Source organism: Fictibacillus sp. 18YEL24 (genome assembly GCF_015903855.1).
In the GTDB taxonomy this organism is placed as follows: Bacteria; Bacillota; Bacilli; order Bacillales; family Fictibacillaceae; genus Fictibacillus; species Fictibacillus phosphorivorans_C.
In genome coordinates, this window is sequence record NZ_JACZDT010000001.1 from 31984 (window position 1) to 48730 (window position 16747).

Genomic DNA, 16747 nt, shown 5'->3' on the forward strand with positions numbered 1-16747 from the left:
AGATGGCATTTGAAGGTTTAGCCGACCGTCTTCAGAACACTTTACAAAAAATTCGTGGAAAAGGGAAAGTAAATGAAGCGGATGTAAAGGAAATGATGAGGGAAGTACGCCTTGCGCTTCTTGAGGCGGACGTTAACTTTAAAGTAGTTAAAGATTTTGTGAAAAAAGTATCTGAACGTGCTGTTGGTCAGGAAGTATTAAAGAGTCTGACACCAGGACAGCAAGTAGTAAAAGTTGTTAACGATGAACTGACAACCCTCATGGGTGGAGAACAAAGTAAGATTGCCGTTTCCAACCGACCGCCAACCGTAATTATGATGGTAGGTCTGCAAGGTGCTGGTAAAACAACAACAACAGGAAAGCTTGCAAATCATTTACGCAAAAAGCAAAATCGCAAACCGTTACTGGCTGCAGCTGACATCTACCGTCCTGCTGCGATCAAGCAACTAGAAACAGTAGGAAAACAGTTGGATCTTCCTGTGTTTCAGATGGGTGATCAAGTAAGTCCTGTCAAAATTGCTGAGTCAGCCATCGCAAAAGCAAAAGAAGATCATCACGATTATGTCATTATCGATACAGCTGGGCGTTTACACATTGATGAAACGCTGATGGATGAGTTGAAACAGGTTAAAGAAATTTCAAAACCTGATGAAATCTTCTTAGTTGTCGATGCAATGACTGGTCAAGATGCTGTGAATGTTGCCGAGAGCTTTAATGAAGCGCTAGGAATCACTGGTGTTGTATTAACCAAACTAGATGGAGATACACGCGGTGGGGCCGCACTTTCAATTAAAGCCGTTACCGGCCTTCCTATAAAATTTGTAGGTCTAGGTGAAAAGATGGATGCTTTAGAGCCTTTCCATCCCGATCGTATGGCTTCTAGAATTTTAGGAATGGGTGACATGCTTACTCTTATCGAAAAGGCACAAACCACAGTAGATGAAGAGAAAGCGCGTGATCTTCAGAAGAAGATGCGTGATATGTCGTTCACGTTCGATGATTTTCTTGATCAGATGGGACAAGTTAGAAATCTTGGACCGCTTGATGAAATACTAGGCATGCTCCCAGGTGCGAACAAGATGAAAGGCCTCAAAAACGTTCAGATCGATGAAAAACAGATCGGTCACGTTGAAGCCATCATCCGTTCGATGACTCTTCATGAAAGAGAACAGCCTGAGATTATCAATGCCAGCCGTAAACGCCGCATCGCTAAAGGAAGCGGGCGAACGGTACAAGAAGTGAATCGCCTCATCAAACAATTCGAGGACATGAAGAAAATGATGAAACAAATGTCTGGAATGATGAATGGCAAAAAGAAAAAAGGTGGATTCAAATTCCCTTTTATGTAAACTGAATTTTCAGGTTTACAAACCTGTCAATTTATACTATTATATTATTTTGTGTGAACTATTTTCGGAGGTGCAAGTTATAATGGCAGTAAAAATTCGTTTAAAGCGTATGGGTGCTAAGAAAGCTCCTTTTTATCGTGTAGTAGTAGCAGATTCTCGTTCTCCTCGTGATGGACGTTTCATCGAAGAGATCGGAACGTATAACCCAGTTGCAAACCCAGCTGAAGTTAAGATCAACGAAGAAAAAGCTCTTGAGTGGATGACAAACGGTGCGAAACCATCTGACACAGTTCGTAACCTTTTCTCAAAAGCTGGTCTTATGGAGAAATTCCATAACGCGAAAAACCAAAAATAATTTTGACGAAGGGGAACAGATATGACAGAGTTGATCGAATCAATTGTGAAAGCTCTAGTTGATCACCCAGATGAAGTTAGCGTCAAAGAGGTTCAAGAAGGACACCGACTTGTTTATCAACTAACTGTTAACCAGACGGATATGGGAAAAGTTATCGGTAAACAAGGAAGAGTGGCTAAAGCGATTCGAACGGTTGTGAATGCAGCAGGTACGAATCAAAATAAAAGGATTTCAATCGAAATCGTCTAAAAAGGATGAGGGAAACCTCTTCCTTTTTTTTATCTATAGCAATATTTTAAAGGTATACATACTTGCATTTATGATAAACTTTAGACTGGATAATAATATGATTAAGTTTGTATGAGAGAAGGTTATAAATCATGACAGATAAATGGCTGAACGTAGGTAAGATTGTGAATACACACGGAATTAGAGGAGAAGTCAGAGTGATCTCAAGAACTGACTTTCCTGAGGAACGGTATAAGATCGGAAACACTTTATATGTAGATATGGGATCAGAACATATACCTGTAAAGATTGAAACGCATAGAAAACATAAGCAATTTGACCTTTTAACATTTGAAAACCTGCATAACATCAATGATGTTGAACGTTTTAAAGGAAATCTGCTTAGAGTGCCGAAGGATCAGTCTGTTTCGTTAGATGAAGGAGAGTTTTTCTACCATGATATTATCGGCTGCTCGGTTTTCACTGTTGAAGGTGAAGAACTAGGAAAAGTTAAAGAAATATTGTCCCCTGGAGCAAACGATGTTTGGGTAGTGAAGAGAAAAGGATTTGGTTCAGATATTCTTATTCCTTACATTCCTTCTGTTGTGAAATCAGTGGATGTGAAAGAATCAAAGATTGTTATTGAGCCATTAGAAGGATTATTCTAATGAAAATAGATGTTTTAAGCCTTTTTCCGGAAATGTTTTCTGGCGTTTTTGGTCATTCGATCTTAAAAAAGGCCCAGGAGAAGGATGCGCTCGAACTTCGAGTGATTGATTTTCGAGAGTTCTCAACCAACAAACATCGGAATGTTGATGATTACCCATACGGAGGAGGAGCTGGCATGGTCCTCACTCCTCAGCCTCTGTTTGACGCGGTGGAACATTTAAAGAAAGAGGTAACTGTAAAACCTAGAATCATCCTTTTATGTCCTCAAGGAGAAACGTTTACTCAAGGAAAAGCAGAAGAGTTGGCCGAAGAAGAACATCTTATTTTCTTATGCGGTCATTATGAAGGTTATGATGAACGTGTTAGAAAGCACCTTGTAACAGATGAGATTTCTATAGGTGACTATGTATTAACGGGTGGCGAACTGGGTGCTATGGTCGTCATAGACGCTGTTGGGAGACTGCTTCCTAATGTTTTAGGAAAAGAAGCATCTCACCAAGAGGATTCGTTCAGCACAGGTTTGTTAGAGCATCCACAATATACGAGACCTGCTGATTTTCGCGGTATGAAAGTGCCTGATGTGCTTATGTCAGGAAACCATAAGAATATCGAGACATGGCGCAGAAAAGAGTCTTTAAGAAGAACGTATGAACGTCGACCTGACTTGCTAGAGAAAATCAAATTAACAAAAGAAGAAGAAATTTGGCTGAATGAGATAAAAGATCATAAAACAACTTGAACACTGTTTAAGTTATATGGTATTATATTGTTTGTGGCTTATGCCCGTTTAATCCGGTGTTCCGCTGCTTTATCATTTAGCAAGAACATCCATGGGAAGGGAGGCAATAAACTATGCAACAGCTTATTGCAGATCTAGCGAAAGATCAATTAAAAGATTTACCAAAATTCCGTTCAGGTGACACTGTTCGTGTACACGTGAAAGTAATCGAGGGTACTCGTGAGCGTATCCAGCTTTTTGAAGGTGTAGTTATCAAGAAGCGTGGATCAGGAATTTCTGAAACGTTTACTGTTCGTAAAATTTCTTATGGTGTTGGAGTGGAGCGTGCGTTCCCATTACATTCACCGAAGATCGCGAACCTTGAAGTAGTTCGTCGTGGTAAAGTTCGTCGTGCGAAGCTATACTACCTACGTGCACTTCGCGGTAAAGCAGCTCGTATTAAAGAAATTCGCTAATAATTCTCGAAAGGAGCTTGACTTATTCAAGCTCCTTTTTCCATATTATAAGTAAGGAATTTCTAGAGATGGTGAGGATTAAGAATGGCACGTACAAAAAACGAAACGTGGGAATGGATTAAAGCATTAGCGGCAGCCTTATTATTAGCAGGGATCATCCGATTTTTTCTTTTCGCACCCGTCGTGGTCGATGGACAATCTATGATGCCAACTCTGCACAACGGAGATCGACTGATCGTTAATAAGTTTTCATATGTGATTGGTGATCCAAAAAGATTCGATATTGTAGTCTTCCATGCTACCGAAGAAAAAGATTACATAAAAAGAGTAATCGGTTTACCTGGGGATACAGTCGAATATAAAGATGATACCCTTTATGTAAATGGTAAGCAGGTAAAAGAAGAATATTTAGAAGCGTATAAAAAGAAAACAAAAGATGGAAACTTCACTTATGATTTTAAGTTACTTGAAGTAACGGGTAAGCAAAAGGTTCCTCAAGGTCAACTATTTGTATTAGGTGACAACCGAAGAAATTCTCAAGACAGCCGAAATATTGGAACAGTGGATGATGATACGATTTTAGGAAAAGCATCTTTCCGTTTCTGGCCGTTAAAGGATATTGGATTTGTAAAGTAGGGTGAGATAACATGACCATTCAATGGTTTCCTGGACATATGGCCAAAGCACGCCGGGAAATAACTGAAAAACTCAAAATGATCGATGTCGTTTTTGAGTTAGTGGATGCTAGAATTCCTCTAGCTTCTAGAAATCCCATGATCGATGAGATTCTGGGTCAGAAACCTCGTATTGTACTTTTGAACAAAGCTGACCTGGCTGATCCAAAAGTGACATCAATGTGGGAAAGTTATTTTTCAGAAAAAGGCATTCCTTCTCTTGCTATCAACTCGCAAGATGGAAAAGGAATAAAAAAAATAGAACCTCTTGCTCATGAGTTAGTAAAAGAAAAGTTCGATAAGATGAGAGCAAAGGGAATCGTCAAACCTCGTGCGGTAAGAGCATTGATTGTTGGTATACCTAACGTTGGTAAGTCCACGATCATCAACCGTATGGCTGGTAAAAATATTGCTGTAACAGGAGATAAGCCTGGTGTAACGAAAAAGCAGCAGTGGATTAAAGCAGGTAAGACATTAGAATTATTAGATACTCCAGGAATTCTGTGGCCTAAATTTGAAGACCAATCAATCGGTTTGAAGTTAGCAGTTACCGGAGCGATTAAAGAAACTCTCTTTGATTTTACTGAAGTAGTCTTATATGCGATCAAATATTTAAAAGAACACTACGAAGAGCGTCTAGTGGAACGATACAAGCTGTCTGAGATTCCAGAGGACTCACTGCCCCTATTCGAAGAGATCGGCAAGAAACGGGGATGTATGATGAGTGGCGGAGAAGTGGATCTTGAAAAGACTGCTGAGATTGTGTTACGAGACCTTCGAGCAGAAAAGCTTGGACGCTTGTCATATGAGCGCCCAAATGACTTTGAAATTAAATAGAGCTAACTGAACAGGCGCTTAAGAAAGTGCCTGTTTTTAAAATTTCGGGTTGAAGATTTTGTAGTGGATGTTTTCAAATCTTCTTTAGCCTGTCGATTGGACCGTAAGGTCGCGAGACTCCTATGGGACGAGCGGTCAGGTGGAGACTCCTAAAGGCGCAAAGCGGCAGTTCGAAAAGAGGAAGTGACTCGGTTAGCCCCGACAAGCAAAAGGTAAAAGGGCGAGGACGGCGCACTATGCCTTCTTGACCGTTTAACTTTTGACCTCGAGGGGCTACTCACTGCAACTAGACAGGAGGCTCACCGTTCATGGAAAGCGAGCGACCTGGAGCGGAAAGCGACTACTTCCAGAGAGGATCTATGTAATACGAAAACATCTTCTAAAAAGAACGTATATAAAACCGATAATACATACATAAAGAGCGTGATGAACATGAAAATGTCTATAAAAGAATGGGAACAAAAATTAAAATCCAGTAAAGATAATGAGTTGATCCATCTACTAAAAATCCTCTCTGAAGATGAAAGACAAGGTGCACAAAAACTATTTCAATCTTTCTCAAAACGCTTAGCAAGAGAAGAAGCTGAAAGAACGAGATTGAAGCTGATGCATACTTACGAAGAGCAATGCCAAGCTCAAGGGAAAACTTTGATCGCGGGTGTAGATGAAGTCGGCCGTGGGCCTTTAGCTGGTCCCGTCGTGGCAGCTGCAGTTATTTTACCTATAGGATATATGTTGCCAGGGGTCAATGATTCTAAGAAGTTATCTGAGAAAAAAAGAGATGCTCTATATGAGATTATTATGAAGGATGCTATTTCTTACAGTGTCCATTTAGTGCAGCCAGATCAGATCGACGCGATTAACATTTATCAAGCGTCTAAGTTGGCAATGACTGAAGCAATCAGCTCATTACATGTTCGTCCAGATCAGCTTTTAATTGATGCTATGGAAGTTCCTTTAGCGATCGACCAATTAAAAATAATAAAAGGTGATGAGAAAAGTATTTCTATTGCGGCTGCATCAATCGTTGCAAAGGTTACAAGAGACCGATATATGCAGAACCTTCATGAAAAATATCCTCAATATGGATTGAATTCCAATATGGGTTATGGAACGAAGGAACATTTACATGCACTTCAGCAGTTTGGACCAACAGACATTCATCGTAGATCATTTAGTCCGGTAGGAGAACTTATTAAAATTACAGGAAGTGATTAACCTGTTACAACTCAACCAAATGAATGGTAAATCGTTAATCCCTGCTAGATTAATGGATGAACCGTTACTTTTAAAGCTTAATCAGTTTATATCTGCTAAGATTTTAGAAATCTTCCCTGATCAATCAGCGAAGGTTCTTTATAATGGCTCAACACTTTATGCCAAATTGGAAGCACCTTTAATCAAAGGAGATAACTATCTATTTGAAGTTTCAGAGAAAAACGGTACGATCTATTTGAAAAAGGTGGAAACAGATCCAGTTAAGTCTACTTCAGAACAGATTTTATCGAGATGGAGCCTTCCAGCATCCGATATGAACAAAAAAGCAGTTGATTTTGCGATCATAGAAAAGTTACCTCTATTAAAAGAAAACATAAAATCTGTTTCCGAGGTTTTAAAATTCACAAACGCACTACCACTCCATGAAAAAAAAGCAGTTGTTCAGCGTATGTTGGAGCTTCAACTGCCCCCTAAGCAAGAGATCGTTCAAGCAGTTGCTTTCAGTCTAAAAAACAGTGCAGGATCAAGTGGTGAATTCAAACAGCTCTATGAGGCTCTAATGCCCTTTATTCATAAAGATAAAGCTGTTTCAAAAACCGTAGAGCTTTTAAAAGAACTCTATGTATTTAAAGGTAACGAAGCAAGTAATCAACAGGCTCCCATTCATGATAGAGTGAAAAGTATGGATATTAAAAACACAGCAGACATCATTATGCCATCGAATGGAAAACTTCCAGATCCAATAAAGGTTCAGACAGGAATATTTAATGTGGAAGAAAATCTATCAACACAATTAAGAAACGATGTGATGAAGGTTTCTAAAGAAACAAATCTGAACCCATCAGAAGAATTTATTACAGCTGCAAAAAAGTGGTTGATTAAATCGGGTTTATTGCATGAAAAAAATATTTTATTAGACCCAGTACACCTAAAACAAACGGAAACGTTAAAGTCTCAACTTCTGCACCTGCAACAGAACGCTGACCGTATAGAACTGCCTGAGATCATACAGCAAAAAACAGAACAAGCATTAAATAAACTTACTGGTCAACAGTTACAGAATATTCAAAGCAATGAGAACATGCAGCAATTTATTCTTCATATTCCGTTTAATGGATCGGAATATCCGAATGAGATGACCGTTCGGTGGGAAAGCAAAAAGCAAGGTGGAAAAGGAATAGATCCAGATCATTGTAGGATGCTTTTTTGGTTAGAGATGAAGCATCTAAATGATGTGGCTGTAGATGTGCATATTCAAAACAGAATCGTTTCGTTAAAAGTTTATAATTCTCATCCCGCTATCGAAAAATTTTCTGAACCGTTATTACACACGTTAAAGATTAGTATGAAGAACATGAATTATACGCTATCATCCGTTATATTCAGTTCTCAAAACGAAAAGATAAAAAATACCGAGACTTCTATATCATATAAAGGATTGGATCTTAGAGTATGAGTGATCATAAAAAAGAAGCTGTGGCGTTAAAGTATAGTCCGCTCGAATCTACCTCTCCGGTAGTTATTGCTAAGGGGAAAGGTGAAACAGCAGAGCGGATACTAAGATCTGCAGAAGATCATAACATACCGATTCAGGAAGATCCTTCTTTAGTTCATTTATTATCAAAGCTAGAGATCGAGGAAAGTATACCTGAAGAATTGTATGAAGTGGTCGCTGAACTGTTTGCTTTTATTTATAAATTGGATAAAGAAGCTGGAAAATCTACATAAATGTTATTGAAACGGGGCATTCCTATCTTTAAAGGAGTGTGTTTTAATGCCTAAGAATAAATTAGTCGTACAGCAATCCGAACAACTAGTGAACCAATTTAAAGAAGAGATGGCTGAAGAGTTTGGCATGTACCGTTCAGCTGCTGAATCTGAAGCGATAACACCTAAAATCATCAAGAAACAGAAAAACGAAAAAAACAAATGAAAAAAGAAGGTGTTTTCGTTCCTAAAGGGGACGAAAAAGTGATAAAACCAAAGTCATTCCACAGTGATTTTGGTTTTTTATTTTGGCTAAGAGGGTGTATGCGCTTGCAATTTTCTGAAGAATAGTAGACATAATAGACTAGGTCTTATACAATGATAACGGTACTTTAAGTTTTCACCATGATAGGAGGATGGAGAGTAAATGAATATCCACGAATACCAAGGTAAAGAGATACTTAGAAAATATGGTGTGGCTGTTCCAAACGGGAAAGTAGCATTTACCGTTGAAGAAGCAGTAGAAGCTGCTAATGAGCTGGGGAGCACTGTATCTGTAGTTAAAGCACAGATCCACGCAGGTGGCCGCGGTAAAGCAGGTGGCGTTAAAGTCGCTAAAAATATCGATGAAGTGCGTACATACGCAAATGAAATCTTAGGAAAAGTTCTTGTAACTCATCAAACAGGTCCAGAAGGTAAAGAAGTTAAGCGCTTACTTATCGAAGAGGGCTGTGATATTAAGAAAGAATACTATATCGGTCTTGTACTAGATCGTGCAACATCAAGTGTTGTTATGATGGGATCTGAAGAAGGCGGTACTGAAATTGAAGAAGTGGCTGAAAAGACACCTGAAAAAATCTTCAAAGAAGTAATCGATCCAGCGATCGGCCTTCAAGCATTCCAAGCAAGAAGACTTGCTTATAACATCAACATCCCTACTGAATTGGTAGGAAAAGCAGTGAAATTCATGATTGGTCTATATACGGCTTTCGTTGAAAAAGACTGTTCAATCGCAGAAATCAATCCATTAGTTGTAACAGGTGACGGAAATGTTATGGCACTTGATGCAAAGATGAACTTTGATTCTAATGCTTTATACCGTCACAAAGACATCTTAGAATATAGAGATCTTGAAGAAGAAGATGCAAAAGAAATCGAAGCATCTAAATACGATCTTAGCTACATTTCTCTTGATGGAAATATTGGATGCATGGTTAATGGTGCTGGACTTGCAATGGCAACGATGGATATCATTAAACATTACGGCGGCGACCCGGCTAACTTCCTTGACGTTGGGGGCGGCGCGACTACTGAGAAGGTAACAGAAGCATTCAAGATTATTCTTTCTGACAAAAATGTTAAAGGAATCTTTGTTAACATTTTCGGTGGAATTATGAAATGTGATATCATCGCGAACGGCGTTGTTGAAGCAACGAAACAAGTTGGTCTTGAGTTACCTCTTGTTGTGCGTTTAGAAGGTACTAACGTTGATCTTGGTAAAAAGATTCTTAAAGAATCTGGTCTAAACATTACAGCTGCAGATTCTATGGCTGATGGTGCAGAGAAGATCGTAGCTTTAGTTAAGTAATAGAGAAAACATCGTAGGAAGGATGGATTGATGCATGAGCATTTTTATTAATAAAGATACAAAAGTTATCGTTCAAGGTATTACAGGTTCTGTTGGTCTTTTTCATACAAAACAAATGCTTGAATATGGTACGAAAATTGTAGGCGGTGTTACACCAGGTAAAGGTGGAACAGAAGTTGAAGGTCTTCCTGTTTTTAACACCGTTGTGGATGCAGTTAAAGAAACTGGAGCTAATGCTTCTGTTATTTATGTTCCGCCTGCATTTGCTGCAGAAGCGATCATTGAAGCTGTTGACGCTGAACTTGATCTAGCAATCTGTATTACTGAAGGTATTCCAGTAATGGATATGGTAAAAGTTAAACGTTACATGGAAGGCAAGAAGACACGTCTAGTTGGTCCGAACTGCCCGGGTGTAATCACTCCTGAAGAATGTAAGATCGGTATCATGCCAGGGTACATTCATACAAAAGGTCATGTTGGGGTTGTGTCACGTTCTGGTACATTAACGTATGAAGCTGTACATCAGCTTACAGAGCGTGGGATCGGGCAATCTACAGCAGTTGGTATCGGTGGAGACCCAGTCAACGGAACAGACTTTATCGACGTTTTAAAGGCTTTTAACGAAGATGAGGACACATATGCAGTAATCATGATCGGTGAGATCGGTGGAACTGCTGAAGAAGAGGCAGCTGAATGGGTTAAAGCGAACATGACGAAACCTGTAGTAGGATTCATTGGTGGTCAAACCGCACCTCCAGGAAAACGTATGGGGCATGCTGGTGCGATCATCTCTGGTGGAAAAGGTACAGCAGATGAAAAGATCAAAACGATGAAAGCTTGTGGAATTAAAGTTGCAGCAACGCCTTCAGTTATGGGTGAAACTTTAGTTGAAGCTTTAAAAGAAAACGATCTATATGATCGCTGTGTAACAAACAAAGCAAAAGCGTAATAACGATTACAACGTGAAAAGCTCCCAGATCGGGAGCTTTTTATTTACATTGAATTGTTTCATGAGGAGGAATGCAGTTTGGATAAAGAACGCTTAATTTTTCTTCATCATTGCGAAGGACTCACTTGGAATCAATTAAGATCAATAGTTGTAGCTGATCCTGAACTTAAATCTGTTTTTTCAATGGACATTCGCAGGTTGAAAATGTCGTTTGGTTACAGTGACCTAACGGCAAAGCGCCTCCATCAACACATGAAACAATATAATAGTACATACATAATGAAGAATCTTTTAAGACAATCTATTTCAGCAGTTACGATATTCGATAATAATTATCCTCCGCTGTTAAAGAACATTTATGACCCGCCATGGGTTCTTTATGGACAAGGGGATTGGACAATCCTAAATCGGGATAAAATGATTAGTGTGGTCGGTACTCGTCATCCTAGCAAACAGGGAAAACAAGCGTTAGAAAAAGTACTTACTCCTTTAATTGATAATAATTGGATCGTGATCAGCGGATTAGCTAAAGGGATTGATACGTTCGCTCATGAGTTAAGTATTCAACACAAGTCCTTAACAGCAGCAGTTCTAGGTTCTGGCTTGTTACAGATCTATCCGCAAGAAAACAGAGCACTAGCTAAGAAGATTAGTGAACAAGGAATCTTGTTATCTGAGTTTGCACCACAGGTTACACCAAAACGCTGGCATTTTCCGCTTCGTAACCGTATAATAAGCGGTCTCAGCCGTGCAACACTTGTTGCTGAAGCACGAACAAAGAGTGGTTCCTTAATTACAGCTGATCAAGCACTCGAACAAGGAAGAGATGTATTTGCGATCCCAGGATCCATTTTAGAAGAGTGTGCGAACGGGACCAATTTTTTGATTCAAAATGGAGCAAAATTAGTCATGAGTGCAGAAGATATTCAAAACGAAAGTATCTAACCGTTTTCATTTAAATGAGGAAACAGTTTGACAAATGCAGATACATTATTTAATAATAGGGAAGATTTCACTAAACCCTTAAAGGGGGATAAACTGTAAATGGAAAAATATTTAGTCATTGTTGAGTCTCCCGCCAAAGCAAAGACAATAAAAAAGTATCTAGGGAGCAAATATGACGTTAAAGCATCTATGGGACATGTTCGTGATCTTCCCAGAAGCCAGACTGGCGTAGATGTAGAAGCAAACTATGAACCAAAATACATTACGATCCGTGGAAAAGGTCCTATCTTAAAAGATTTAAAAACTGCAGCGAAAAAAGCAAAACGCATCTTTCTCGCAGCTGACCCGGATCGCGAAGGTGAAGCAATTGCATGGCATCTTGCTCACAGTTTGGATATGGATTTAGATTCTGAATGTAGAGTTGTGTTTAATGAGATTACAAAAAATGCGATAAAAGATTCTTTTAAAAGACCAAGAAAGATCAATATGGACTTAGTTGATGCACAGCAAGCAAGAAGGGTGCTTGACAGACTAGTAGGATACAAAGTCAGTCCGTTATTATGGAAAAAGATCAAAAAAGGATTGAGCGCTGGACGTGTACAAACGGTTGCGGTCAGATTGATCGTTGAACGAGAGAAAGAGATTGAAGCGTTCCAACCAGAAGAGTATTGGAAGATTAAAGGGATCTTTAGTGCTTCTGGAGAGGATTTTGAAGCACAGTTCTATGGAACTGGCGGCAAGAAAAAGGAACTTTCCAACGAAGAAGAAGTGAAAGAAATCCTAAGCACGATAAAAGGTAAACAGTTTAAGATCGATTCTGTTCAGAAAAAAGAAAGACGCAGAAATCCTTCGCCGCCTTTCATCACTTCTTCACTTCAACAAGAAGCGGCAAGGAAACTAAATTTCCGAGCTAAAAAGACGATGATGCTCGCACAGCAATTATATGAAGGAATCGATCTAGGAAAAGAAGGTACGGTCGGTCTGATCACCTATATGCGTACAGATTCGACACGTATATCTGATACTGCTAAGACAGAAGCTGCTGAATTCATCGAAAAAGAGTATGGAGAGCAGTTCGTGAACAAATCAAGAGTGGAGAAGAAATCAGGAAAGAACGCTCAAGATGCCCATGAAGGGATTCGTCCCACTTCTGTCATGTATCATCCACGTGATTTGAAGAATTATCTTTCACGAGATCAACTCAGATTATATAAGCTCATCTTCGAGCGTTTCTTAGCGAGCCAAATGGCATCTGCCGTTCTTGATACGATGACAGTAGATTTAGAGAACAACGGAATCAATTTCCGTGCGACTGGATCTAAGGTTAAGTTTCCTGGATTCATGAAAGTCTATGTTGAAGGCAATGATGATGGAAAAAAAGAAGAAGATCGTATTCTTCCAGATGTTCAAGAAGGCATGAAAGTAGAAAAGAAAGATCTTGAACCAACTCAGCATTTTACGCAGCCTCCTCCTCGATATACGGAAGCAAGACTTGTTCGTACGATGGAAGAACTGGGTATAGGCAGACCATCAACATACGCACCAACGCTTGATACGATTCAAAAACGTGGGTATGTAGCTCTAGACGAAAAGAAATTTGTTCCAACAGAGCTTGGTGAGCTTGTTTTAGAGATGACATTGGAATTCTTTCCTGAAGTATTCAACGTTGAATTTACTGCCAAGATGGAAAGCGATCTTGACGAAGTAGAAGACGGAAAAGAAAACTGGATAAGGATCATCGATGACTTCTACAAAGGTTTTGAAAAGAAACTGAAGATTGCAGAAGAAGAGATGCAAAAAGTAGAGATCAAAGATGAGCCGGCCGGTGAAGACTGTGAGAAATGTGGACATGAGATGGTCTATAAGATGGGACGCTTTGGAAAGTTTATGGCTTGTTCTAACTTTCCAGACTGCAGAAACACGAAACCGATCGTAAAAGACATAGGTGTTACATGTCCGACTTGTCATGAAGGAACAATCGTAGAGCGGAAAAGTAAGAAAAAGAGACTTTTCTATGGATGTAACCGTTATCCAGATTGTGAATTCGTATCTTGGGATAAACCTATTGCCAGAACATGTCCGAAGTGTAATAGTATGTTAGTAGAAAAGAAAACGAAAAAAGGCAAAGTCGTACAGTGTGTCTCTTGCGATTATGCTGAAGAGGAAGCAAAGTAAGGAGTTTATCTTCATGAATCAACATGTTAACGTAATCGGAGCAGGTCTTGCTGGTAGTGAAGCAGCTTGGCAGATCGCTAGCCGAGGAATTCAAGTAAAATTATACGAGATGAGACCGGTTAGACAAACACCGGCTCATCATACTGAGAAGTTTGCAGAACTAGTATGTTCGAACTCACTTCGTGCTAATACAATAACGAACGCTGTCGGTGTACTAAAAGAAGAGATGAGAAAATTAAACTCTGTTATTATTTCATCAGCTGATGATTGTGCTGTACCGGCTGGTGGAGCTCTGGCGGTCGACCGTCACGAATTTGCTAGTCTTGTGACAGAGCGAGTTAAGAATCATCCTAATGTTGAGGTGATCACTGAAGAAGTTACAGAGATCCCTGAAGGTCCAACTATTATTGCGACAGGACCTCTAACTTCTGATAACTTATCAAAATCGCTAAACTCATTAACGGGAGAAGAGTATCTCTATTTTTACGATGCAGCTGCACCGATCATCGAAGTAGACAGCATCGATATGGACAAGGTGTATTTAAAGTCCCGTTACGACAAAGGTGAAGCAGCTTATCTAAACTGTCCGATGACTGAAGAAGAATTTGACCGTTTTTATGAAGCGTTAATCACTTCTGAAACAGTCCCTCTAAAAGAATTTGAAAAAGAGATCTTTTTCGAAGGTTGTATGCCAGTTGAAGTTATGGCTAAAAGAGGTAAGAAAACATTATTGTTCGGACCGATGAAACCAGTCGGTCTCGAAGATCCGAAAACAGGCAAGATTCCTTATGCGGTCGTTCAATTAAGACAAGATAACAGTGCAGGAACTCTATATAATATTGTAGGTTTCCAAACACACCTTAAATGGGGACCTCAAAAAGAGCTTCTAAGACTGATTCCAGGCTTAGAGAACGCAGAGGTAGTACGTTACGGTGTAATGCATCGTAATACGTTCTTAAACTCTCCACGCCTCTTAGAAGAGACGTATCAGTTAAAAGCAAGAAAAGATCTTTTCTTTGCAGGTCAGATGACTGGTGTTGAAGGGTACGTTGAAAGTGCTGCTTCAGGATTGATCGCGGGAATCAATGCTGCAAAGTTGGTTAATGGCGAAGAACTAGCTGTTTTCCCTAAAGAGACGGCGATCGGAAGCATGGCGTATTATATTACGACTGCTAATCCGGATAATTTTCAACCGATGAATGCTAACTTTGGACTTCTTCCACCTCTAGAGAAGAGAATCAAAAATAAACAAGAGCGTAATACAGCTCTAGCTAATAGAGCGTTGGAAACAATTCAGAATTTTATAACAAATTTGTGAACATGTATTGATTTAGCCCCTAAATTGTGTTACGATTTAGGGGCTTTGTGAGGTGTATGAAATGGTATCAGAACGCCAACACGTGGTGGATTTCTTGAATTATTTAATGATCGAGAAGAACTGTTCACCTTATACGATTGAACACTATGAAAAAGACATTAATGATTTTACTTCTTTTTTGAAACAGCAAGCAATCGAAGGATTCGCTGCTGTTTCTTATGTTTTAGTCAGGCAATATTTAGTGACTCTCCATGAGAAGAAGTATGCTCGAAATACAGTAGCAAGAAAGATATCGGCGATGAGAAGTTTTTATCGTTTCCTAAACCGCGAAAAGATCGTTGAAGAACATAACCCTTTTGCTATGGCATCACTCCCTAAAAAAGCAAGAATGCTTCCTCAATTTCTTTACGAAAAAGAGTTGGAGAGGCTTTTTAATGTGTCTGATATTACAACCCCCATGGGACAAAGAAATCAAGCCATCCTCGAAATATTGTACGGAACTGGTATTCGTGTCAGTGAATTGTGTAAGATGCAGTTAAAGGATCTTGATTTAAATGTAGAGATAGCGCTTGTTAAAGGAAAAGGTAAAAAAGAAAGATATGTTCCGATCGGATCGTTTGCGAGAGAATCTCTTGAAAAATATCTACAGGACGGTCGCAAGTTGCTGTTAGAAAAAACGGAGAAAAAGTCGGATGCATTATTTTTAAACTATAAAGGGGAACCTTTAACCGCGAGAGGCGTAAGAACTATATTAAATAAACTAATTGAGGAATCTTCCCTTACGATACATATCAGCCCGCATGTTTTGCGGCATACGTTTGCGACGCACATGCTGAATGAAGGCGCAGATCTCAGAGCAGTTCAGGAGCTTTTAGGGCATGCTAACCTTTCCTCTACACAAGTTTATACACATGTTTCAAAAAGTCATTTAAAAAAAATCTATAATAATGCGCATCCTCGAGCATAAAAACAAAAAGGGAGGGATTTTTCAATGTCAACATTTCATGCTACTACAATTTTTGCGATTCAGCATAACGGCAAGTCCGCTATGACTGGAGATGGTCAGGTTACATTCGGCAACGCAGTTGTAATGAAACATACAGCCAAGAAGGTAAGAAAGCTTTTCGGAGGAAAAGTGCTTGCTGGGTTTGCAGGCTCGGTTGCAGACGCATTTACGCTTTATGAAAAATTTGAGAGCAAGTTAGAAGAATATAGCGGAAATCTGCAGCGTGCATCTGTAGAGATGGCTAAAGAATGGAGAACAGATCAAGTTCTTAGAAAGCTTGAAGCTCTATTAATCGTAATGAACGAAGAGCATATGTTATTGATTTCTGGAACTGGTGAAGTTATTGAGCCAGACGATGGAATTCTCGCGATTGGATCAGGTGGCAATTATGCTCTTGCCGCAGGTCGGGCACTGAAGAATCATGCACCTGAACTTTCTGCAAAAGAAATCGCTCTTGCATCTTTAAAGACTGCTGGCGAAATTTGTGTTTATACGAACACGGAGATTGTTTTAGAAGAATTGTAAAAAGTAAAGG

19 protein-coding genes are annotated in these 16747 nt (G+C 39.4%); all 19 read left to right on the forward strand.

Translation table 11 applies throughout. The annotated features are described in order from the left end of the window. Positions 1–2: 2 nt before the first annotated feature. The 19 genes from ffh (at position 3) to hslV (ending at position 16737) form a co-directional block, all read left to right on the forward strand. Positions 3–1349 carry a signal recognition particle protein gene (gene ffh / locus HU823_RS00165; RefSeq protein WP_197220772.1) on the forward strand — a complete coding sequence of 449 codons (1347 nt, stop codon included), beginning with the start codon at positions 3–5 and terminating at the stop codon, positions 1347–1349. An 82-nt stretch (positions 1350–1431) separates the two neighbouring features. Continuing rightward, positions 1432–1704 (forward strand): 30S ribosomal protein S16, encoded by a 273-nt coding sequence (rpsP, locus tag HU823_RS00170; protein ID WP_066393596.1) that lies wholly within the window; start codon positions 1432–1434, stop codon positions 1702–1704. Between the two features lie 21 nt (positions 1705–1725). Then, positions 1726–1953 (forward strand): KH domain-containing protein, encoded by a 228-nt coding sequence (locus tag HU823_RS00175; protein WP_066393598.1) that lies wholly within the window; start codon positions 1726–1728, stop codon positions 1951–1953. Between the two features lie 131 nt (positions 1954–2084). Continuing rightward, on the forward strand, positions 2085–2600 hold the full coding sequence (gene rimM, locus HU823_RS00180; RefSeq protein ID WP_144700815.1) for a ribosome maturation factor RimM: 516 nt from the start codon (positions 2085–2087) through the stop codon (positions 2598–2600). Continuing rightward, the gene (trmD, locus tag HU823_RS00185; protein ID WP_144700813.1) at positions 2600–3340 is read left to right on the forward strand and encodes a tRNA (guanosine(37)-N1)-methyltransferase TrmD; all 741 of its coding nucleotides are present in this window, start codon (positions 2600–2602) and stop codon (positions 3338–3340) included. The genes rimM and trmD overlap by 1 nt, the downstream gene beginning before the upstream one ends. A 113-nt stretch (positions 3341–3453) precedes the next feature. After that, a complete protein-coding gene (gene rplS / locus HU823_RS00190; protein ID WP_066393605.1) occupies positions 3454–3795 on the forward strand; it encodes a 50S ribosomal protein L19 in 342 nt (113 codons plus the stop codon). Positions 3796–3879: 84 nt separating this feature from the next. After that, on the forward strand, positions 3880–4431 hold the full coding sequence (lepB, locus tag HU823_RS00195; RefSeq protein WP_144700811.1) for a signal peptidase I: 552 nt from the start codon (positions 3880–3882) through the stop codon (positions 4429–4431). Positions 4432–4442: 11 nt separating this feature from the next. After that, a complete protein-coding gene (gene ylqF, locus HU823_RS00200) occupies positions 4443–5306 on the forward strand; it encodes a ribosome biogenesis GTPase YlqF (RefSeq protein WP_144700809.1) in 864 nt (287 codons plus the stop codon). A 432-nt stretch (positions 5307–5738) separates the two neighbouring features. Beyond that, positions 5739–6524 carry a ribonuclease HII gene (locus HU823_RS00205; RefSeq protein WP_305069398.1) on the forward strand — a complete coding sequence of 262 codons (786 nt, stop codon included), beginning with the start codon at positions 5739–5741 and terminating at the stop codon, positions 6522–6524. Continuing rightward, complete coding sequence (locus tag HU823_RS00210) at positions 6517–7980, forward strand: hypothetical protein (protein ID WP_197220773.1); 1464 nt, start codon at positions 6517–6519, stop codon at positions 7978–7980. Before HU823_RS00205 ends, HU823_RS00210 begins: the two co-directional genes overlap by 8 nt. Beyond that, positions 7977–8252 carry an EscU/YscU/HrcU family type III secretion system export apparatus switch protein gene (locus HU823_RS00215; RefSeq protein ID WP_197220774.1) on the forward strand — a complete coding sequence of 92 codons (276 nt, stop codon included), beginning with the start codon at positions 7977–7979 and terminating at the stop codon, positions 8250–8252. Before HU823_RS00210 ends, HU823_RS00215 begins: the two co-directional genes overlap by 4 nt. 46 nt (positions 8253–8298) lie before the next feature. After that, positions 8299–8457 carry a small, acid-soluble spore protein, alpha/beta type gene (locus HU823_RS00220; protein WP_137789681.1) on the forward strand — a complete coding sequence of 53 codons (159 nt, stop codon included), beginning with the start codon at positions 8299–8301 and terminating at the stop codon, positions 8455–8457. A 201-nt stretch (positions 8458–8658) separates the two neighbouring features. Beyond that, positions 8659–9819 carry an ADP-forming succinate--CoA ligase subunit beta gene (sucC, locus tag HU823_RS00225; protein WP_144700801.1) on the forward strand — a complete coding sequence of 387 codons (1161 nt, stop codon included), beginning with the start codon at positions 8659–8661 and terminating at the stop codon, positions 9817–9819. 34 nt (positions 9820–9853) lie between these two features. After that, a complete protein-coding gene (gene sucD / locus HU823_RS00230) occupies positions 9854–10768 on the forward strand; it encodes a succinate--CoA ligase subunit alpha (protein WP_144700799.1) in 915 nt (304 codons plus the stop codon). A gap of 78 nt (positions 10769–10846) precedes the next feature. Beyond that, complete coding sequence (dprA, locus tag HU823_RS00235) at positions 10847–11713, forward strand: DNA-processing protein DprA (RefSeq protein ID WP_144700797.1); 867 nt, start codon at positions 10847–10849, stop codon at positions 11711–11713. A 99-nt stretch (positions 11714–11812) separates the two neighbouring features. Next, the gene (gene topA / locus HU823_RS00240) at positions 11813–13888 is read left to right on the forward strand and encodes a type I DNA topoisomerase (protein WP_144700795.1); all 2076 of its coding nucleotides are present in this window, start codon (positions 11813–11815) and stop codon (positions 13886–13888) included. A 13-nt stretch (positions 13889–13901) separates the two neighbouring features. Continuing rightward, positions 13902–15206 (forward strand): FADH(2)-oxidizing methylenetetrahydrofolate--tRNA-(uracil(54)-C(5))-methyltransferase TrmFO, encoded by a 1305-nt coding sequence (gene trmFO / locus HU823_RS00245; RefSeq protein WP_197220775.1) that lies wholly within the window; start codon positions 13902–13904, stop codon positions 15204–15206. A 61-nt stretch (positions 15207–15267) separates the two neighbouring features. After that, entirely contained in the window at positions 15268–16173 is a 906-nt protein-coding gene (gene xerC, locus HU823_RS00250; protein ID WP_144703529.1) for a tyrosine recombinase XerC, read from the forward strand. A 24-nt stretch (positions 16174–16197) separates the two neighbouring features. Continuing rightward, positions 16198–16737: an ATP-dependent protease subunit HslV gene (gene hslV / locus HU823_RS00255; protein WP_137789675.1), complete on the forward strand. Its 540-nt coding sequence runs from the start codon at positions 16198–16200 to the stop codon at positions 16735–16737. Positions 16738–16747: the final 10 nt, after the last annotated feature.